Source organism: Gemmatimonadota bacterium (genome assembly GCA_009838845.1).
GTDB lineage: Bacteria > Latescibacterota > UBA2968 > UBA2968 > UBA2968 > VXRD01.
Window position 1 is genome coordinate 24,055 of record VXRD01000129.1, and the last position, 20,596, is coordinate 44,650.

Annotated in this window: 22 protein-coding genes; 9 read left to right on the top strand and 13 right to left on the bottom strand. The window is 50.0% G+C overall.

The features are described 5' to 3' along the window. Window positions 1-69: 69 nt before the first annotated feature. Entirely contained in the window at window positions 70-1,821 is a 1,752-nt protein-coding gene (locus F4Y39_18230; protein ID MYC15666.1) for a hypothetical protein, read from the top strand. On the opposite strand, the gene F4Y39_18235 is transcribed toward F4Y39_18230, so the two are convergent. From F4Y39_18235 to F4Y39_18260, 6 genes are all read right to left on the bottom strand, one after another. Next, complete coding sequence (locus F4Y39_18235) at window positions 1,806-3,242, bottom strand: sulfatase (GenBank protein MYC15667.1); 1,437 nt, start codon at window positions 3,240-3,242, stop codon at window positions 1,806-1,808. The two genes, F4Y39_18230 and F4Y39_18235, sit on opposite strands and share 16 nt — an antisense overlap. Before the next feature lie 10 nt (window positions 3,243-3,252). Next, window positions 3,253-4,029, bottom strand: a complete 777-nt coding sequence (locus F4Y39_18240; protein ID MYC15668.1) for a phytanoyl-CoA dioxygenase family protein — start codon at window positions 4,027-4,029, stop codon at window positions 3,253-3,255. A 94-nt stretch (window positions 4,030-4,123) separates the two neighbouring features. Next, window positions 4,124-5,269, bottom strand: coding sequence for a mandelate racemase/muconate lactonizing enzyme family protein (locus tag F4Y39_18245; protein MYC15669.1), 1,146 nt, complete (start codon window positions 5,267-5,269; stop codon window positions 4,124-4,126). A 2-nt stretch (window positions 5,270-5,271) separates the two neighbouring features. After that, window positions 5,272-6,144 carry an SMP-30/gluconolactonase/LRE family protein gene (locus F4Y39_18250; GenBank protein ID MYC15670.1) on the bottom strand — a complete coding sequence of 291 codons (873 nt, stop codon included), beginning with the start codon at window positions 6,142-6,144 and terminating at the stop codon, window positions 5,272-5,274. A gap of 42 nt (window positions 6,145-6,186) precedes the next feature. Continuing rightward, window positions 6,187-6,384: a DUF2283 domain-containing protein gene (locus F4Y39_18255; protein MYC15671.1), complete on the bottom strand. Its 198-nt coding sequence runs from the start codon at window positions 6,382-6,384 to the stop codon at window positions 6,187-6,189. Continuing rightward, entirely contained in the window at window positions 6,381-6,626 is a 246-nt protein-coding gene (locus F4Y39_18260; protein MYC15672.1) for a hypothetical protein, read from the bottom strand. The genes F4Y39_18255 and F4Y39_18260 overlap by 4 nt, the downstream gene beginning before the upstream one ends. Window positions 6,627-6,715: 89 nt before the next feature. Here F4Y39_18260 and F4Y39_18265 point away from each other — a divergent pair, with 89 nt between their 5' ends. After that, window positions 6,716-7,948 (top strand): NupC/NupG family nucleoside CNT transporter, encoded by a 1,233-nt coding sequence (locus F4Y39_18265; protein MYC15673.1) that lies wholly within the window; start codon window positions 6,716-6,718, stop codon window positions 7,946-7,948. A gap of 131 nt (window positions 7,949-8,079) precedes the next feature. Continuing rightward, complete coding sequence (locus F4Y39_18270; protein ID MYC15674.1) at window positions 8,080-9,528, top strand: sulfatase-like hydrolase/transferase; 1,449 nt, start codon at window positions 8,080-8,082, stop codon at window positions 9,526-9,528. A gap of 170 nt (window positions 9,529-9,698) precedes the next feature. Here F4Y39_18270 and F4Y39_18275 read toward each other — a convergent pair whose 3' ends face one another. Next, a complete protein-coding gene (locus F4Y39_18275; GenBank protein ID MYC15675.1) occupies window positions 9,699-10,988 on the bottom strand; it encodes a DegT/DnrJ/EryC1/StrS family aminotransferase in 1,290 nt (429 codons plus the stop codon). Between the two features lie 271 nt (window positions 10,989-11,259). On the opposite strand from F4Y39_18275, the gene F4Y39_18280 reads away from it, so the two are divergent. From F4Y39_18280 to F4Y39_18290, 3 genes are read left to right on the top strand one after another with little or no spacing between them, the layout of a single operon-like run. Continuing rightward, window positions 11,260-11,442, top strand: a complete 183-nt coding sequence (locus F4Y39_18280; protein ID MYC15676.1) for a hypothetical protein — start codon at window positions 11,260-11,262, stop codon at window positions 11,440-11,442. A gap of 55 nt (window positions 11,443-11,497) precedes the next feature. Continuing rightward, complete coding sequence (locus F4Y39_18285; GenBank protein MYC15677.1) at window positions 11,498-11,746, top strand: type II toxin-antitoxin system Phd/YefM family antitoxin; 249 nt, start codon at window positions 11,498-11,500, stop codon at window positions 11,744-11,746. Beyond that, the gene (locus F4Y39_18290) at window positions 11,746-12,132 is read left to right on the top strand and encodes a type II toxin-antitoxin system VapC family toxin (protein ID MYC15678.1); all 387 of its coding nucleotides are present in this window, start codon (window positions 11,746-11,748) and stop codon (window positions 12,130-12,132) included. Before F4Y39_18285 ends, F4Y39_18290 begins: the two co-directional genes overlap by 1 nt. Before the next feature lie 222 nt (window positions 12,133-12,354). Here F4Y39_18290 and F4Y39_18295 read toward each other — a convergent pair whose 3' ends face one another. The 5 genes from F4Y39_18295 to F4Y39_18315 all read right to left on the bottom strand — a co-directional run bounded on the left by F4Y39_18295 (window position 12,355) and on the right by F4Y39_18315 (window position 17,924). After that, window positions 12,355-13,647 (bottom strand): arylsulfatase, encoded by a 1,293-nt coding sequence (locus tag F4Y39_18295; protein MYC15679.1) that lies wholly within the window; start codon window positions 13,645-13,647, stop codon window positions 12,355-12,357. A 21-nt stretch (window positions 13,648-13,668) separates the two neighbouring features. Continuing rightward, window positions 13,669-15,636, bottom strand: a complete 1,968-nt coding sequence (locus F4Y39_18300) for a S41 family peptidase (GenBank protein ID MYC15680.1) — start codon at window positions 15,634-15,636, stop codon at window positions 13,669-13,671. Window positions 15,637-15,659: 23 nt separating this feature from the next. Beyond that, entirely contained in the window at window positions 15,660-16,289 is a 630-nt protein-coding gene (tmk, locus tag F4Y39_18305) for a dTMP kinase (GenBank protein ID MYC15681.1), read from the bottom strand. Window positions 16,290-16,372: 83 nt separating this feature from the next. Further along, a complete protein-coding gene (locus F4Y39_18310) occupies window positions 16,373-16,987 on the bottom strand; it encodes a CDP-alcohol phosphatidyltransferase family protein (GenBank protein ID MYC15682.1) in 615 nt (204 codons plus the stop codon). A 313-nt stretch (window positions 16,988-17,300) separates the two neighbouring features. Further along, complete coding sequence (locus tag F4Y39_18315; GenBank protein MYC15683.1) at window positions 17,301-17,924, bottom strand: peptidylprolyl isomerase; 624 nt, start codon at window positions 17,922-17,924, stop codon at window positions 17,301-17,303. Between the two features lie 252 nt (window positions 17,925-18,176). Between F4Y39_18315 and F4Y39_18320 the strand changes: the two genes are divergently transcribed. Further along, window positions 18,177-19,037, top strand: a complete 861-nt coding sequence (locus F4Y39_18320; protein MYC15684.1) for a fumarylacetoacetate hydrolase family protein — start codon at window positions 18,177-18,179, stop codon at window positions 19,035-19,037. A gap of 56 nt (window positions 19,038-19,093) precedes the next feature. Here the strand turns inward: F4Y39_18320 and F4Y39_18325 are convergent, their stop codons facing one another. Then, on the bottom strand, window positions 19,094-19,444 hold the full coding sequence (locus F4Y39_18325; protein ID MYC15685.1) for a hypothetical protein: 351 nt from the start codon (window positions 19,442-19,444) through the stop codon (window positions 19,094-19,096). On the opposite strand from F4Y39_18325, the gene F4Y39_18330 reads away from it, so the two are divergent. Both F4Y39_18330 and F4Y39_18335 read left to right on the top strand, forming a co-directional pair. After that, window positions 19,443-19,637 carry a hypothetical protein gene (locus tag F4Y39_18330; GenBank protein MYC15686.1) on the top strand — a complete coding sequence of 65 codons (195 nt, stop codon included), beginning with the start codon at window positions 19,443-19,445 and terminating at the stop codon, window positions 19,635-19,637. The two genes, F4Y39_18325 and F4Y39_18330, sit on opposite strands and share 2 nt — an antisense overlap. Before the next feature lie 250 nt (window positions 19,638-19,887). Next, complete coding sequence (locus tag F4Y39_18335) at window positions 19,888-20,391, top strand: helix-turn-helix transcriptional regulator (GenBank protein MYC15687.1); 504 nt, start codon at window positions 19,888-19,890, stop codon at window positions 20,389-20,391. Window positions 20,392-20,596: the final 205 nt, after the last annotated feature.

Consider the following 20,596-nt stretch of genomic DNA (forward strand, 5'->3'; position numbering starts at 1 on the left):
TAAACTGGTCTGGACTGCGACCAGTCATGCTCGATTTACTCGCCTTCATACACCATTTCACACTTCACAATGAGCACCAATAACCCCAGCAGTGCTTCACGCATCCGCTACCAGCCTGACGACAGGCTCTCGGCCACTCTCTCCCTTGGCCTTGGCTTCCAAATCGCCGTTCTCAGTATCGCCGGCATCATATTGATCCCAACAGTCGTGATGCGTGCTGCGGATGCGACCGAAGCCTATCTGTCATGGGCCGTTTGTACCGCTGTCGCAGTCGGCGGCGCAGCCACAATTCTACAAGCGGTCCGCATCGGCCGAATTGGCATGGGTTACATACTCGCTATGGGACCTTCTGCGGCCTTTATCGCGGTCTGCATCACAGCGGTTGCCGAAGGCGGCCCGGCAATGCTCGCCACCCTGGTCGTCATCACATCGCTCGTCCCCCTTGTACTTTCCTATCGGCTTTCGCTGTTCCAGCGGATCTTGACGCCTACTGTCGCGGGAACTGTCATCATGCTGATACCAATCACGGTAATGCCAGCCATCTTGAACCTGCTATCAGCCACACCGCCCGGGACCCTGGTCTTATCTGCTCCGCTGAGTGCGCTTGCAACAATAATCATCATCAGCGGCATCGCGCTAAAGGCGACAGGAGCACTGCGCCTGTGGGCACCTGTCATCGGCGTTGTCGTCGGCTCGGTAATTGGCGGCTTCTTCGGTCTATACGACACGGGCCGCGTCGCCGAGGCTTCGTGGATCGGCATACCCACGAACGAATGGCCGGGCTTTGATCTCGATTTTGGACCGACATTCTGGGCACTGCTTCCGGCATTCTTGCTCGTCGCCGTAATCAATACCATCCGAACGATCAGCAGTGCCATCGCCATCCAGCGCATATCGTGGCGCCAGAGCCGGGCAGTGGATTTTCGGGCAGTGCAGGGTGCGGTAACCGTAGATGGTATGAGCACCTTGATTTCCGGCCTCGTGGGAACAATGCCAAACACAGCCTATACGGTAGGCGTATCGGTAACTGAACTCACCGGGGTCGGTGCCCGCAGCGTCGGGGTTGCCACCGGGGCAGTGTTCATTGCTATGGCGTTTCTTCCGAAAGTACTCGCCTCAATCCTGGCGATACCGGGTCCGGTCATTGCAGCTTATCTCACCGTACTGCTATCAGCCCTCTTCGTAGTCGGCCTGAAGATAGTCGTTCAGGATGGAATCGACTATCGCAACGGCATGATCGTCGGCATCGCGTTCTTTGTAGGGGTTGGCTTCCAGAGCGGCCTGATATTTCCCGAATACATCTCGGAATTTGCAGGCGGTCTGTTGCAGAATGGAATGAGCGCGGGCGGTTTCACAGCCATCCTCATGACCATATTCGTGGAACTAACAGAACCTCGTCGCAGTCGGATAGAAACGGAATTCGATATTTCCGCCCTGCCAAAAATCAGAGACTTTCTCGGCGCATTTGCATCCCGCAACGGCTGGGACACGGCAATGTCGAACCGTCTGGACGCCGCTGCTGAGGAGACATTGCTGACACTCATCCCACAAGATGAAGAAAACCGCGACCGACGGCGTTTGCGCCTTACTGCGCACAAAGAAGAAGGCGACGCAGTCCTCGAGTTCATTGCCGCATCCGGAGAGGAAAATCTTCAGGATCGACTCGCGCTACTCAATGCACAGACGGATGAATTGTCCAGTGAGCGAGAAATTTCACTTCGGCTGTTGCAGCACCTCGCGTCATCTGTTCGCCACCAGCAATATCACGACACGGATATCGTGACCGTGCGTGTGAAAACCCACCATCAAGCACCGCCATAAGCTCTTGCAAAATAGGTCTGAAACCCTTCTGGACCGGGCCAGCCATCGAAAAGGCGGCAATTCTCGGGCACCTGGCCCTCTGCACCGTTCTTGAGCCAGTCAATCAAGAGTAGATCAGCACCCCGGCGCTCGAGTTCAGAAAGACCAGCGGCATGCAGCTTCTGGACGCGGTCGGGATGTTCCGTGTTGTCCAGCGACCCATAAGGCGTGAGCATACAATCTTCGGTCCTGGGTTGCCATTCCAGGTACCCCTCCTGGTCAAACACAGTGAAAAATCCGCGCTGTGGTGCCCATCCCCGGGCAGTGCCAGCCAGCGCGAGTTGCCGCATCCCCGTACTCCCTTCCCGTGCGGCGGCGATAATATCCTGGCTGTCTATATCCCCCGGAATTGGCGCACCGGCCAGGTTGGCGACAGTAGCAAAAAAATCCTGGGGTTGGAAAATAGCTGAACTGCGTCCCGCGTCGCCCTCGGGCGTTTTGATAATGAGCGGGATGTGGATTTCCTGCTCGTACACGGGCGCGTACTTGCCAAAGCGCCCGCGCTCACCTACATTGGTACCGTGATCCCCAGCGACAATGATCGCGGTATTTTTGCTCAGACCCGTGGCATCAAAAGCCTCGAGAAACCGCCCGAAGCAATGATCCATCCAGGTGACCTTGGCCGCGTAACTCGCTTTGAGGCGCGCTCTGGCTTCATCAGGCAAATTGGGATTGTTGCGTCCCCCACCCTGAAAAGCGCGGGGATCAAGCCGCCCATCATAACCGGGGGTCTTGTCGTATTTCAGCATAAAGGCCGGGGGCACGTCCCACGGTTCGTGAGGGTCGAAGCAGTCAATCCAAAGAAAGAAATTTTCTCGCCGCGCATTATCCCGCAAGAATTGAGCTGCCGTATTGAACAGCTTCGCGCAATTCCAATCGTCTAAATTTGTGCGTCCCCGATTGGTACGGGCATACGTGTAATTGTGTTTTGTCAGATCCGCATCTTCGCCCAAAACATCGAATAAAGGATCTCTGCACCAGTTGCTGGGCCACTGCGCTTCATCGTCCATCCATGCACGGTCAACTTCTGCACCGCGGATAAATGTCCACGTGTGGAAGGGATAATCAAATGCGTGCCCACCGTTGACGAGATGAGGCGTATCGTGAATGAGCTGTGTCGCGTATCCGGCTTCCCCCAGAACAGAGGGAAGAGACCGAGTATCAAAAGGCAAGGGTTTCCAGGTGTGGAACGGACTGCCGTATTTCCCGGTCATAACATCCGTGCGATAGGGAATGGTGGGAAAGCTGGCGGCAAAAGCCCGATCAAAACACCATGACTGCGCAGATAGACGGTCGAGATTGGGCGTTTCGATCCAGTCATTTCCGTTTGCGCCAATATAGTCATAGCGCATCGTATCAATGATAATGAGGACAATATTCATGGAATCTCCTTCACACTTCCTGAACCACAGGCGGGCGCCTTCCCGCAGATGGCGGCGTTAAGACACGCCGCTGTTGATCTGATGGGTTGGTGTAGTCATCCGCATTGTAAAACTTATTGGAATACGCCAGATGGCCCGGCGCGTATTTATACAGAAATGCGCGGCGTTCATGGCCTGCTCTCCACGGCATCGTACCGTGCATCAGCGCCTCTGTAAAAATCAATGCATCGCCTGCTTCCACTTCTGGTTGAACCATATAATCGGGAACGCGTTCAAAATTTCTCACCTCGTGCGGCACATTTTGCCCAAAATTGGTCTTATGGCTCCCGGGAATACAGGCAAAGCCGCCATCTCCCGCCTTTGCATCCGCCAAAAAGAACGTCACCACACTCAACCCATTCAACATCTCACCTTCCAGATACAGGTACTTGCGCTGGCTGCCCGTATGTCCTCCGGGCGCACCGTGCAGGCGACCACATGCAGCCCCCGGCCTCATAAAGATGCAATAATCGTGATCGAGCCGAAAAGCTGGACCGAGCAATTCAATTAAATACGGCAAAATACGCGGGTGATCAATCAGTGCCTGTGTCTCTGGCGACCACGCAGACACGCGCCCCACTTGTCGGCGACCAACTCGCCCCTTTGAGTCCTTGCCCGGGTCGTCGTAATCGCGCACAAATGTCGCATCAGCGACTTCATTGAGCCGTTTGACTGCCTCGGGCGTCAACACATTTTTAATTATCAAATACCCCTCGAGGTCAAACATAAACCTTTCTTCTGGTGTCATTGCTCCCTCCTAAAAACAAGCGATCAGCGATCAGCGGTCAGCTTTTAGCTCCCTACTTGTTTTGCTGACTGCTGATAGCTGACTGCTAACCGCTTTAAATATAATTCGTCGAACCATCAGGCGCTTTAGTACTCCCCCGTTCCCAGTGGACGTATTCACCAGCCCTGATGACCTCTTCATTCACTTCCACACCCAAACCGGGGCGGTCTGGCCTCAGTTCCAAATATCCATCTACGGGCCAATAGGGTTCGTCCAACCAGTTCAGGGCATTGTTTTCATCGGGCAGGTGATATTCCAGAATTTTGAAATTGGGCGTGGCCGCGGCAAATTGGACATTGACCGCTGTAGCCAACGGTCCCATCGGATTGTGCGGTGCCACCGACACATAATGCGCCTGTGCAATCGCAGCGATCTTCCGCATCTCCAACAACCCACCGCATATACAAATGTCTGGCTGAATAATATCCGCGCCATCTTTCGACATCAAATCCAAAAACTCAAACTTCGTGTACAGAGATTCACCCGTTGCCAGCGGCACCTGCATTTGTGAACGCAAGCGCGCCCACGCATCGCTGTTCTCGGGCCTTAACGGTTCTTCATAAAAAAGCGGATCGTAAGGCGTAAGGGCGTTGGCCAGTTGCAATGCGCGAATTGGCTCAAAAATTTTGGCATGTGGATCAAATGCAAATTCCCAATTGTCATCTGAATACTTTCGCAATGCCTCGAAATAATCGGCGGCAGCCGCGCATACCCGACCCCACCGATCCGCACTGGGATCCAGGCGAAACGGACTGGTCTTAAATGCCGTAATGCCGTGCTCTTCATTTAGCTGGCGCGCAACTCTTGCTGCTTCCCTGCCGTCTTTTCCACCAACACTCCGATAAACCTGAATGCGATCGCGCACAGCACCGCCCAACATCATATAAACCGGCAATCCCGCTGCTTTGCCACTGATATCCCACAGCGCGTGGTCCAGCCCCGACATAGCGGAAAGACCTATTGCCCCGGGTGGAAATCTGAACTGCTGAAACAGCTTGAGCATGATATATTCAATCCGCCGCGGATCTTCGCCTTTAACCAGCTCAAAAATATAATCCATCGTTGGACCAATTGCCAGATCGGGACCGGGGCTATAACACTCTCCCCATCCGTAAATGCCTTCGTCAGTTTCGACCTTCACCAGCGCACGAGACCGCTGCCCCATGCTCGCCATAAACGTCTTGATCGCTGTAATCTTCATATCTATCCTCCCACTTTGCACGCCACGCGATAAACATCCGTTCGCGCTGTAAAAAACAACGTCTTCCGATCTTCGCCGCCCCAGTTCAAATTGGCAGCGGGAAGAGGCAGTCTAATTTTCCCAAGGAGATCACCCGCAGGATTAAACACCCACACAGCCCCAGGTCCCGTGCAGTAAATATTCCCATTGCGATCCAGCTTCATACCATCGGGTGCACCATCTTCATCGCCTTTTAATTCCGCCAATACTCTGCCATTTGCGAGAGAGCCATCATCCTGCACATCAAATGCGCGGATATGTCCCCGATGCGTGTCATCGACGTACAGGGTCTTTTCATCGGCTGTTATCGCCAACCCATTGGGGCGTTCAAAATCGTCAATCAAAAGAATGGGCTCTGATTCGCCTACAGGCAGGCGATACACGCCCAGAAACGGCAATTCCTGTTCTGCCACCACGCCGTGGCTGCTCGACAGACCATACGGAGGATCCGTGAAAATGATATCCCCATTCTGACATACAACCAGATCATTGGGCGAATTGAGTTTTTTGCCCTGATAGGAATCCGCCAGCGTCTTCAACTCGCCATCTGCCTCAACGCTCACCCGCCGGCCAGAATGCTCGCACGAAAGAAGCCGTCCCTCTCCATCCAATGTCAATCCATTTGAATGATAACTCGGCTGACGATATGCGACTATCCCCCCTTCTGGCGTCCACTTAAAAATGGTATTTGCCGGAATATCCGAAAAAAACAAACAGACTTGTGCGGGGTCCCAGACCGGGCCTTCGGTGAACTGAAACCCATCTGCAACCAATTCGGGTTCTGCCGCGGGATCGACCAGATCGGACATCTCGTCCCGAATAACTTCAATACCCATTGTATGAACCTTTCATAAAAAGTGGTAAAAAACAAAAAATGGTTATGCGGTCACTTCCTGAAATGAAAATTCCCGGAGTCCTGCATTGGCTTTGGCGTGCTCAATTGTCATACTTACCAGATTCCCCTCTTCATCGAGATCGACATAGATGTTTTCATTAATTTCTCTGGTCTCAAAAATTTTTTTATCTACAAATTCAACCAGTGCCGTATCGGTATCGGAAAAGTATCGTACTTTCATATCTCATTCTCCTCTTCAAAATCTCTATCAAAAAAAGCATTGTGAACCGTTTCTCCGTCTTCTAATAAAACGACTCTTAGATATTTGTCGGCTTCAGATATTTTAGCCCACATTCGCATTCTGCCATCGGTCTGTATCTCTGTTCTCAAAGGATTATTGATTGTATATTGAATCCATTCGTCTGTAATATTGATGCGATCAGGTCGCTTGCGAGTGTGTTTGAAATATTCGGTTGTTTTCATTTAGATCGCCTAAAATTCAGAACGACACTGATGGCAATGGATTAATTTACGGGCATTCATACACATCGGCAACCGTTAAAGGAGGGGTTATGGAGCGCGTAATCAGCCTGCTGGGTCTGGTCGTCATGATGGGCCTGGCCTGGGCTATGAGTGAGCATAAAAAGCAAGTGAGCCTTCGCGTGGTCTGGGGCGGGCTGTTGTTGCAGTTTGTCCTCGCGGTATTCATTTTGAAAACGTCAATAGGTGCGGCCATATTTCAGAGTATTGGAGATTTTTTCACCGCCACATTGGGCTTTGTCGATGCGGGCACAAGCCTGGTATTTGGAGAAGAATACGTACACCATTTCTTTGCCTTCAAAGTATTGCCCACCATCATCTTCTTTTCATCACTGATGTCCATCCTCTACTACCTCGGCATCATTCAAAAAGTCGTCGAAGCATTTGCCTATGTCATGCAACGCACACTGGGAACATCGGGATCGGAAACACTCTCTGCAGCAGCCAATATCTTTGTCGGACAAACAGAAGCCCCGCTGATGGTGCGTCCATACATAAGCAGCATGACAAAATCGGAACTCATGGCATTGATGGTCGGAGGCTTTGCAACCATCGCCGGTGGCGTCCTGGTCGCCTATGTGGGTATGGGCATTGACGCGGGACATCTCGTAGCCGCGTCGGTCATCTCCGCACCTGCAGCATTGCTAATCTCCAAACTGATGATTCCCGAAACCGAGCAATCCGTGACTCTGGGACACGTTGAATTAAGCGTGGATGAAAAACACGCCAATATCGTGGATGCAGCCACCAACGGAGCATTAGACGGCATGAAACTAACCCTAAACGTCGTCGCAATGCTCATCGCTTTCCTTGCCCTTGTCGCGCTGGGCGATGCCATTCTCGGATTGATTGGTGGGTGGATTGGCGCGCTCCTTGGATACAACTGGCACTGGTCCCTTGCCGCACTTTTCGGTTATGTCTTTGCACCATTTGCCTATTTGCTGGGCATTCCGTGGTCCGATTGCTTCTATGCCGGTGAATTACTGGGCAAAAAGATGGTGCTCAACGAATTTATCGCCTATGCACAAATGATGGAATGGTCCCAGCCCGATTCCGGCGTGGTCTTGAGCGAACGGAGCACCTTGATACTGACGTATGCATTGTGCGGCTTTGCCAACTTTGGCAGCGTGGGCATTCAAATCGGCGGCATCGGCGGCATTGCCCCAGAACGCCGCACAGAGTTAGCCATCCTCGGCATACGCGCCATGATCGGCGGCACGCTTGCGATGATGATGACCGCCTGTGTTGCCGGTATTTTGATCTAAAAAAACGCTGTTGGTTGACTTTTATGGTTGGGTATAGTAACTTCGAACATAACCGGCAGTTCCGACGAAGCGACGACTTAGAAACCGATGGTCGTCCAAGGGGCGATCATAGAGAGGTTAATAGGTAAAAAATGAAAAATATTGTTTTACTTATCACCGATACCTTTCGGTATGACAATCTCGGCGCGCGGGCGAGACGTCCGATTCGCACGCCAATGCTCGATAAATTTGAGACAGAACGAGCGACTGCTGTTGACAAATTCTATATGAGTAGTTTCCCGACGGTACCGCACCGCACAGATATTATGACGGGAACAGTCGGGTGGCCCCACTACCCGTGGCAGCCAATCGATCTGAGCGGACGGAACATCACCGCGCAACTTCTGAGTGAGCAGGGATACGCAACGCAACTCATCTGTGACACCCCGCACCTGTTTAACACACGGTTCCAGCACTGTTTCGATGCCGCTTTCCAGCATCGTGGACAGGAAGGAGACAAACCGCTTCTCCACCTCAACGATGAAATAAAAATCGTTATGCCGAATGAAAAGACGCGACCACACCCATCATACCGCGGACACACCCTACCGAACACGCACCGCTGGACGAACCGCTACTACCAGTACGAGGCGGAAACGTTCTCCAGTAGGACTTCCGAGACTACAATTCGATGGTTGGAGGAAAACCACCGCTCGGGTCCCTTTTTCCTCTGGGTTGACTTCTTCGATCCACACGAACCGTGGGACCCACCTGAATACCTCGTCAAACGATACGATCCAGATTATACCGGTCCACCGATGATACATCCGAACTACGGTCTGTCGTCCCTCTTTACGGATGCGGAATTGCACAACCTCTGGGCACACTACGCAGCAGAGGCAGAACTCATTGACCGACACATCGGACGGGTTCTGCAGAAAGTGGAAGATCTGGAATTATGGGATGATACCCTCGTCGTTGTGCTTTCCGACCACGGCATGTCCATCGGTGAACACAGTAGAACGGGCAAATCCAACATCGATCCAGACGATTCACGCTACTGGCCCACGTATCCAGAGATTAACCATGAGATGTTCCTGATTGCTGGTGGAGATGTTCCGTGCGGGCAACGCCTCGATCTTATCGCGCAACCGATGGATATTATGCCGACACTCTGTGAATTGGCTGGTGTTACCCTGGATCCACCCAAACCATTTGAGGGACATTCCTTCACACAGGCTCTCCTTAACGGTGATACACAACACAGGGAATACGCCGTAACAGGTTGCCATATCGGCGCACCGGATGGGAGTGTACCACGTCGAGCAACAACGCCGTTCCTCGTCACCGAACGCTGGGGATACGCACCTGTCGGTGAATACGGTAGACCGGAACTGTTCGACCTGCCCGCAGACCCCATAGCGGAGAACAACATCGCTGCGGATAACATGGAACTCGTCAAGGAATTGCATGAACTCTTTATGGCGCATCTCACGGAGCATAATGCGCCTGAGAAGTTCCTTGATCTCTGGAAGGAAGAACCCTCCGGCGACGGACGCGGCAAATGGTCGATCGACTATCCTGACGAGTCAGATGAATAGAAATTGGTAAAAGGCGGGACACCGAAGTGTTCCGCCCTTTTTGTATTCATACTTTATCCCTGCACCGACGCTCAATCTCAAAAAGCTTCGGATGCTCCCCACCTCAGAAAGGGATGATCTGGTTTCCAAATTTCCTTTTGCTTTTCATTCCTAAATGAAGTACTGAAAACCTAAGTATTATCAGGTACATCAAGCACGGCATCAAGCTGATCCATCACTTTGTGAAACGCTTCGACGTAACAGGACATCAACTCGAAATCGTTGGGTGGGTTGACATCGAAGATATAACAGTGAGAATCAATGAATTCAACAGTTCGAGGATAATCCTTTGTCTTATATTCAACCGTCGACTGATTACATCGCCACGGACAGCCCATCCCGTAACCAATCCGATTCTGGAAAATCTTTTGAGACGGCACGGGGAGCCGTTGCCACTGTCCGGTCGGCACCCCCTCAGCGCGTAGTGCCGCTTGCACCTTCTCACGCAAGGTTCGTGCGGGAATATCCAACCCCAACGCCTCTGGATCGAAACCGATAACATAGTTGTAATACACCGGTTCACACGCTTCTGGCGTAACAGGCGTTTCAATGCCATCAATTTCATCCAGATGTTCGGTAAGATAGTGGCAATTCCTGATCCGCAGCGCGTTGTTCACATCAAGCCGTTTGAGCTGGCTACGGATGAACGCTTGACTGAACATATCCCCACGATACATCCACCCAAGCCCGTAAGCATTGTACTCCTGTTCCTCGCGTTCCCTACCCGGCACGACGATTTCTCCGAAATACTGCAATAACGCTGCGCGTTTGTAGATTTGCTCATCATCCGTTGTGAACAAACCGCCTTGACACCCACTACTCAGCGTCTTTGAGGCTTGCGTGCTGTAACCCGCCGCATCGCCAAATGACCCACAAAGCTTGCCGTTATAATATGCCCCGTGTGCCTGAGCGACATCCTCAATAACTTTCAGGTCATGCTTCTTCGCAATCGCTAAAATCGGATCCATATCGGCGGGCATACCGTGGATATGAACCGGCATAATCGCACGTGTTCGCTCCGTGATTTTCGCTTCGATGTCGTTTGGGTCAATACAGTAGGTTATTGGGTCAATGTCAACAAAGACGGGAATAGCGTTGTGATGGAGAACAGCCGCTGCCGTTGCCCAGAAAGTGAAGGCAGGGATAATGACCTCGTCACCCGGCTCAATGCCAACACCTGCGACACACAGATGCAACGCAGCGGTTCCGCTGTTGACTGGGATGCAATACTGGACACCCATATATTCCGCCCATTCCTTCGCGAGACCTTCGGATTGGATCCGTTGCTGTTCCGTAATTTTTTCGGAGGCGATAACCTCGGCAATCGCGTCTTTGTCGGATGGGGTAACCTGTGGCCACGGCTGAATTAATCCATCAGGGACAGTCCCTTTACCACCATATATAGCGAGTTTTGCTGCCATGAGCGACCTCCTTATGCGCCTTTAGACCGCATAGAAATGGAGACGAGAACAAAAGACACCGAATTAATTTACGGGCATTTACAGACATCAACAACCGTTAAAGAAGGGTCTATGGAGTGCGTAATCAGCCTGCTTGCAATGATGATGACCGCCTGTGTTGCCGGTATTTTGATATAAAAAAACGCGGTTGGTTGACTTTTATGGTTGGGTATAGTAATTTCGATATATAAGCGGTTCATGCCCCTTGCAATCAATTCCAAAGGAGAAAATGATGGATACACTCGATGTGCGAGGCTTGCCCGATGAATATACCATCTGGTTACAGAAGATGGTTGATAGTTTACGGGAACAGACCCAGCACAGAAAGGCGTGCAAAGACAAAGAAATCGTGTTTGCGACGCATAAGTCCCACCTGATTGGCGGGTATGATCGAGTAGCGGCTTATGAACCATAATCCCGAGGACCTGGCGTTACTGGACACCATATCCTGATTTATGGAGAATTTTGCAATGAATTGTTTTGAGTTGGATCAAGCACAGCAACGGTTCCCTGAACTCGTTGAGCGAGCCAGACGTGGCGAGGATGTCATTATTACGGAACGTAATCAACCCGTAGTCAAATTTGTGGCTGTTGAGCAGGATGCAACTGCACCAGCAGTTCCAACGAAGCGGCGACGGCGACCCGGAAGTGCCAAAGGGCTTGTTCATATTAGCGATGATTTCGATGAACCGCTTGAAGATTTCCGGGAATATATGTAATGCGCCTTTTACTCGATACGCACAGTTTTTTATGGTATATAGAAGACGATGACAAGCTCAGCCAGAGAGCAGAGCAAATGATCTCTAATATAGATAATGAGGTGCTGCTGAGCATAGGAAGTCTGTGGGAGATAGCCATTAAGTATGGTATCGGTAAGTTGAGCCTGTCGCGTACCTTCAGCGAGTTCATCCCAGAGCAACTTCTGATAAACCAAATAGATGTACTACCTATCTCATTACCTCATCTTGCGAGATATACCGAACTTCCATTTCATCACCGCGACCCGTTTGACCGCTTGATCATTGCACAGGCTATGGTAGAAGACATACCAGTGGTTAGCAGAGACAAACCCTTTCAGGAGTATTCAATTGATGTGATATGGTAATCACCTCTTTCTCCTTTTTTTATTTTGGAAAATAATCAGCCCAATATTGTCATCTGCATAGTATTCTCAAAAAAACAGGGACGCACCTGGCGTCCCTGGGGTAGCAATAATCGAACACACGTTAATTCCCTATACGGGCGACGGTTCGATGGGTCATGTTGATAAACAAATTGTCCTATATAAGCAGCAATGTCAAATTATTTTTGGGTATATAATTATAAATCACCCATGAGACCCTTTGACACCAATCGGCCAGTTGTAGGAGTCCGTGCGCGCATCCTTCATAAAGTTCTCAATTTCAGCGATCACATCCGGGTGATCTGCTGCGACATCGTTTTCCTCGCCAATATCCCTGTCCAGATCGTATAACTCAAGCGGTTCGTCGAGCAACAGGGGCGACGGATTGCGCACGGCCTTCCAATTCTTCCAGCGCACAGCCTGTTTGAAGCCCCCGCCAAAGCGCTCCCAGTACAAAAAGCGCTCTCCAATATCCTGTGACTCACCCAAAAGCGTCGGCAATATGCTCACGCCATCCATATTCTCCGGCGCATCTGTGCCGATCACGTCTGCAACCGAAGGCATAAAATCGGTATAATACCACACCTGATCGCTCACAGTACCTGCCGGAATGCGCGCCGGCCAATGCACAATCATAGGCGTGCGCAAACCACCTTCGTACATCGTCCCTTTTTGCCCGCGCAAATCACCACAACTGCCAAACGGTTCCCACCGGCGTGCGGCCCCATGGTCAGAACCAAAAAACAAAAGCGTATTATCCTTTATCTCCAGCTCGCGCAATAAATCCGCAATCTGTCCAACCTGCGTATCAATTTTTGTAATCATCGCCGCATAAACTTTCTCATCATCCGTCCAGGGTTTATCGTCCCAGGCACTCGCATCGGGGATTTCATATCTCCCGTGCGGCAATGTCCACGGCAAGTACAAAAAAAACGGACCATCGCTATTGTTGCGAATAAAGTCACAGGCAAAGTCAAAAATCATGTCGTGAGAATAGTCGTTTTCCTGGCCATCCAGATTGCCTTTGAGAATAACCTTCTCTTCGTTGTGCCACAAATAAGGCGGATAATACGAATGCGCATTGCGCTGATTGAGATAGCCAAACCATTCATCAAATCCCTTGCGGGTGGGAATACCCGTCGTATCGGGCTCACCCAACCCCCATTTGCCGGTTATCCCAGTGGTATATCCCGCCTCCTTGAGCATCTCGGCAACCGTAAAATCCTCCGGCTCGAGCGGCACCCGTTTCTGCTCTCCCACACCGCCCACAATGCCCATATTGTCGCGCACTCTCGTGTGCCCACTGTGCAAACCCGTCATCAAAACTGACCGAGATGGCGCGCAGATAGAAGACCCGGTATAACACTGCGTGAACCGCATAGATTCTGACGCAAGCTGATCCAATCGGGGTGTGGGAATAACCTTTTGCCCATAACAACCCAGATCGCCATAGCCAATATCATCGCAGAGGATGAAGATAATGTTGGGCAATGACATCATGTGATATTTCCCGATGACTTACTCTTTCACCAACGCCAATTTTTGAGCGTAAACAGCCCGATCCTTTAACAGGCGAACAGCCTCCTGAAACTGCTTATCACCCTTCAGCGTCGCTAAAATTTTGCCATTAGTGCCCCACACGCGATTGGCCAATGCCCGTTCAATCTCCAGCCGGATATACGGCCTGGCCTTGTCATAATCGGCTTCGCGCTCGCGCTCTGCAGCCTGTGACAATTGAGTGAGTGAGGTTATAGTATCGTCTGTAAATACATCGTTCTCTATCAGTGCTTCTTTGATCTCCTGTACCTTAATCTCCGTATCCGTTTGATATGAAAAACCACCGGAATTAGTTGAATCTGCCATGAAAGTCCAGAATTGATCGACAATATCTTCAGGCAATGTGTAGTCTTCAAATCGACTGGGGAACGCTTGCGTCGTTGCAAAATCAACCGCAAAATCAAAAATCAGGCCTGCGCGCAATAACGCCAGCACCAGCCGCGGCCTGCGCTCTTGTTGCACCACCACATCGGGTTTAATCCCACCGCCACCATAAACCTTGCGCTTATTCACGCGCGTTGTAAATACCTTTTCAGGATCGATATCTTCGGGTCCGTTATGCTCGCTGGAAGCCAAACCCAACAACCCTTCCAATCGCATTCCAAGGACCTCTTCGGCCAGGTCCTTTTCCAGACCAAATCTTTCCTCGAGTTCTATAATAACATCGTCTCGCCGTTCAGCCTGACCAATAATGCCAAAGAGTTCATAGGCCGAGACCTTGGTTGAAGTTCCCACTGTAATCTCAATGGGACCGCCGCGATATCGGCGTTTTTCAGCATTGTGAATACTGCGCCCGCTCGGCGTATAATAGGCTGCTGTCGTCAACTTCAAAGCTTTATCGCCATCACGTCCCAATGGACGCACGGTTTGTACAGAGCCTTTCCCAAATGTTTGTGTGCCCACAATCAAACCCCGATCCCAATCCTGAATTGCCCCTGCGACAATTTCTGATGCACTGGCACTGCGCTCGTCAACCAGGATCACAAGTGGAATATCGGCGGGTAATATGGGGTCGTACCGCGTCTTGTGACTGCGACTCTGTTCTGCAAGGCGACCTCTGGTTGACACCACCAGATGATTGGATGATAAAAACTTATCGACCACATCAACCGCTGCGTTGAGCAAACCGCCCGGATTGCCGCGCAGGTCCAGGATAATCCCCGTAGCACCATTATTGAGCGATTTGATCAGTGCCCGTTGCAACTCCCTACCCGTGCGTTCAGTAAATCGAGAAGAACTGAGCCAGGACATGGAAATATACCCGATATCGGGATCGACTTCGCCCGGAATTTGGACACTTGAAATGTCAATGCGCGCCCGAATAATTGGCTGATCAAATGGTTTCTCCAGGCCTGGTCGTTCAATCTTAATCGTCACGCCAGCACCTGGATCACCTCGCAAGGTACCGACAATTTCGCGCAGATCCTTGTCAAAAGTCGGATCTCCGTCAATGGCGATGATGCGATCTCCTACAACGAGCTTCGAGGTGTCCGCAGGCGTGCCTTCAATAACATTCATCACAACTGGAGGGCCTTCTTCCTTCCCCCGCTTGCTGATCATAATCCCCAGCCCACCAAATTTGCCCTGCGTTTCAATCTGGAGTTGTTTGAGGTCTCTGCTATCAAAAAAGGTGGTATAGGGATCCAGATCCCACAACATGCCGGAAATGGCAGCCTTGCTCAAATCCTCTGCCTTTAGCTCATCGACATACTCGTTGAAGAGCAACTGGTAGGCTTCGTTAATCGCCTCAAAGCCGCGCCCCAATTGTTCATAAGTATCTTCGCCGGTCACCAACCGGGAATCAAGCACAAGATAAACACACAAAACACCAATTAAAGTTGTAAAAATGGCGAATCTTCTTCGGACAAACATGGGGCGCCTCCAGGCGGTGTACAACTGCATCAGCAGTTCATTTTTGATAAACGGCAAATTCACATGAAATCATATCGCGATTATTTCGTCCCCGACATTCGATCGACAACCACCTTTTTAACATCATCAAACACATCGCTTATGGGCTGAGAGCCATCAACTTTGAAAATGCGATCGGGTTCCGATTTATATCCCGCGGCAAAACCCTGTCGAACCCTTTGAAAAAATGCTTCATCTTCCTTCTCAATGCGATCTGCCCCGATTCCCCAACCGCGTTTTCGCGCAGTCTGTAAATCGACATCTAACCAGATCGTGATATCTGGCATCAAACCACCCGTGGCCACATTTTGAATCATTCTCAGGTCATTGAGATTCAAACCGCGACCATAGCCCTGATAAGCCAGTGTAGAATCGACATACCGATCCGAAATCACCACTTTGTCTGCATCCAGCGATGGTCGAATCACTTCGTTGACATGCTGTGCGCGATCTGCTGCAAATAAAAACATCTCGGCAGTTGCATCAATCTCGCCTTGTGGTTTCCAGTCGAGTACCAGGTGGCGAATCTCTCCACCAAGTTGTGTGCTGCCCGGCTCATAAGTAAACACAACTTCGTGATCGCTACTCCGCAGATGATCAACCAGCAATCTGGCCAGGGTACTCGTCCCGCTTTTATCAATGCCTTCAAATGAAATAAAAAAACCAGACATTTGTTCCCAGTTTTTCTACAAAGAAAAAAAGAACCCGGCAATATGCCCCCGGGTTTTATCATCCAGCATTGGACAATCGGTCCCTATGATTTTGTCAGCTTTCGAAAGTGAATTACCCGCTCCATCGCAGTAAAATTTCCCAACAGAGCAATTGCCCAGACCACAACGATCAGACCAATATCCCCAATCAAAGGAACGATCACCCCGCCAGCGCCAATGGCAATAACGCGCTCGGGCCGCTGCATAAATCCAACCTTGCACTCCGCCCCAAGCCCCTCAATGCGCGCGCGCACATAACTCACCATCAAAGATCCTGCCAGTGCAAAAAAGACCGCCGCGCTTGTCCAGAGATCATCCGCCCGTATAAAACTGATCGCAATGCCAAACCAGATGAAAATTTCGGAATATCGGTCAACAGTGGAATCGAGAAGCGCACCAAATTTGGACTCTGTCTTGCCCTTGCGCGCCACCTGCCCGTCGAGAAAATCAAAAACACCCGCGACAAGCACCGTCAACCCCGCCCACATATACAATAATGGTGCCGAAGTAGGCGAGGCAAAGCCGAAGAGCACTGCGGCACCTATATTGAAAACAAACCCGATCATGGTCAACAAATCGGGCGTAAAGCGCTTTTCTACGAGAAATTCTGTAGATGGTCCCAAAATTTCGGCGACATCATCTTTAACTTTTTCAATCACTGTAAACCCACAGAGAGTGAAGTTTTTGGTTGAATTTTCTAATGTTAGAACAAATCCAAATATAGGCCAATTCTGTAGGTGTTGCAAGCGAAATATCCCTTCAAAACAGGTGAAAAAACAGCCTGAACAGCCTGCATTTCAGTGGTGGAAAACCCGAGAGATAATGTGGAAAAGTATGTGGATAACTTTGGGCAAGTCGCATAAATTTAGTACTTTTATTCAATAAAATCAACTACTTAAATTGTTGATAATATTATCCACTTTTCCACATTCAATGCGACACCCCTTTGAGTGTCCATATCTTCTCATCTATCTATCGAAACACATCTATGCGCTTGATCACCACGGGTTTTAGAGGTCGATCCCCCGGCGCAGTTTCGACCATTGCAATATTGTTAACCACATCCATTCCCTTTGTCACTTCTCCAAAAGCAGTATATTGATTGTCCAAATTGGGCGAAGACCCATGCATAATAAAAAATTGTGACCCGGCACCAGCCGACACATCCGAAACGCGAGCCATGGAAAGAATTCCCGGTACATGGTTTGTATCATTAAATTCATGAGGGATATGCACGAGCGGTCCCCCCATCCCATCATCAGACGGATCATCGTCCTTTGAATTGGGATCGCCCCCTTGAATCATGAAATTTCTAATTACGCGATGAAACTTGGTATTATCGTAAAACCCGCTTTCTGCTCTGGTGATAAAAGCCAAACAATGAACAGGTGCTTTTTCGGGATGGAACTTCAATTCGATATCGCCCATATTTGTCGCGATACGCGCCGTCACACCCCGAATCTGATTTACCAGAAATAGCATTCGGCCGCCGATCTCACCGGCTCGCTTAATCTGGTTTTGCGCCTTGCTCAAGGAGCTTTTCAACGACCGATTCTCATTGTTCAACTTCTCATTGGCTTGTTTTAAATCTTCCATTCCGCTACCTCCACAGCTCGCTATCGAGAGACATAATCCCAAAAAAACAAATCGTTTCATAGACATTTCTCCTTACAAAAATAATACCCCCCAAATCTCCCTTGACAGTGGTTCTTCTCCACGCTTTATTGTTCGCGCTATGATGATACAGGCGCAACACAACGCCGGTCAATCTCATTGCGCCTATCGCGGGGCTGAAACACCGCCGCGCAGAACAACATAAACCTCCACATTCCCAAGGACAACATCATTATGCGACTCGTTACATTTACGCACCGGGGACAGTGTCGGCTCGGTGCCCGATCAGGCGATTCAATCATTGACCTCAGTGCTGCCGATCCCTCAATTCCATCCACCATGAAAGAATTTCTCGAAGCGGGCGATAATGCCATTTCCAGGGCTCAAGCAGCGATTGATAGAGGAACGCATGCTATTTCAGCAAACGATGTCACCATTCAGGCGCCCATCGACAATCCAGAAAAAATCATTTGCATAGGTCTCAACTACGCCGATCATGCCGCCGAGAGCAGTATGCCCATTCCCGACGAACCCATTGTCTTTTCCAAATATGCATCATCCATCATCGGCCCCGATGAGAATATCGTGGCTCCCAGCGCGAGTTCCCAGGTTGACTACGAAGTCGAGCTTGTCGTCGTTATTGGCAAACGCGGTCGCAACATCTCGGAAGAAAATGCCCTCGACCACGTTGCAGGCTACATGGTTGGACACGACGTGAGTGCTCGTGATTACCAACTCGAAAAGCCAGGTGCACAATGGATGATGGGCAAGACCTTTGACACATTTGCTCCAATAGGACCTGACCTGGTCACAACCGCCGATGTGCCCGATCCTCATAACCTGGGCATTCGTTGCATTCTCAATGGCGAAACAGTACAGGAGTCCAATACTTCTCAACTGATTTTCGGCGTACCCAAACTCATTGCTTATCTCGCACATGTATTCACGCTTACCCCCGGAGATTTGATTTTTACCGGCACACCACACGGTGTGGGTATGGGACGTGAGCCACAACTCTGGCTCAAACACGGCGATCATGTAATATGTGAAATTGATGGGTTAGGGCGGCTCGAAAATCCAGTTATTTCAGATTGAGATCTCCCAAAGTCAATGGGAGGACTCTTGGAGGGACTTGGCGTTTGGGAGGAATATTAAACGGAAGGCAAACGGCTCCGCAATTCTGCCAATTCGCGTTCGAGATGATCCAATCTGAGTGAAACTTCACGCTCGTGCAAGAACCGATCAGCGGTACCCATACTATCGTGTATGATCGAAAGCCTGCGCTTGAGCTGTTCGCAGATGTGGCCGACTTCAGATATATCGGCCTCGACCTGAGTCTGGCGTGTGCTTATTTTGCGAATCTCATCCTGTACATTCTGAATATCAGATCGAATATCGACAAACTGCTTGACGACCATTTGAGCGAATTTTTCTTGCGAAGACTCAATAGCATCGCGAACGGCTTCTCGAATAAGGTCGAGTTCGCCACCATCAAGGGCCATGGGCGAATTCCTGAAAAAGGCAGACGGAGTCCGAAAAATAGCAATACTTAAACGAAAAAAAGGAGGAGAAGGTGGGGAAATGGGGAGGATAAGCCTGACGATCTGGGGAGAAAGGGGAATCAGAGCAAGATCGGTTTACCCTCCCCACCCAATAAAGAGAGACTTGAATCCAGGAGAAATAGAATGTAACTGAATCTCGTTTCTCTTTATTTTTCAGGACGTTAAGTCCTTAATACACACAAACAAGTGTGTGTGTATTGCGTTCTGTGTGGGGAGTTCCAGAATGCAATTGCCTAAATATACACTCTCAAGTTTGTGTTGTCAAGAGTAAATATATTCATTTAACCTATCTGTTTCTCAAGGATTTAGCTTGCCACACGGCACTTTTCAATTCATATTAGGGCATCAAATTTTTGAACGCGACTGACCATTGGGAGAGGTGTATGAGGTTTGGTGAAATAATTAAACGCGCTCGTAATGGGCGATTTAGCCAGCAGGCTTTGGGTGAAACTATTGGGGTGTGGGGCACTTATATCTATCAAATAGAAAAAGGCGAACGCATACCATCCGACGACGTGTGTACGTATCTTGCAAAAGCACTCGATCTCGATCCTCAAAGGCTTCTTTTTTTAGCATATAAAGAACGCGCACAAAAAACGCCCGAAGGCCGCAGACTTTTTTCTCAGATGGAAAAGCTGATGACAGATCCTGTCATCAGCCAGGTAATTGTCAACCCTAAAATGCTCGATGCAGGCATTGTCAAAGCACTTCAGAGTCCCGATATTCGCAAGGTGCTCAAGAACAAGCAATGGTGCGAAGCCCTGAGCGCGAGTGCAGCAACCACAGACCGGGATATTCCCGAACTCATTAAGATCATCACCCAGATCCCCGTCCAACAATGGCAGGTATTGCTCAGTACAGCAAAAGCTTTTGCTGATATAAAATAAAAAAGAGGGTTGGGGACTGGGGCGGTGCGCTCCCCTTGTGTAGCACCTTAAAATGAAAAAAAGCCCGTTTCTCGCGTAGAGAAGCGGGCTTTCTCTCTGGTTATATGATAAATAATTCGTTAATATAATCTTCTATTTACTAACTTATGTTGAACTGGCCTGAGAGGCGACCAGTTGTACCCCGTTTCACGTGGAACGATGTATG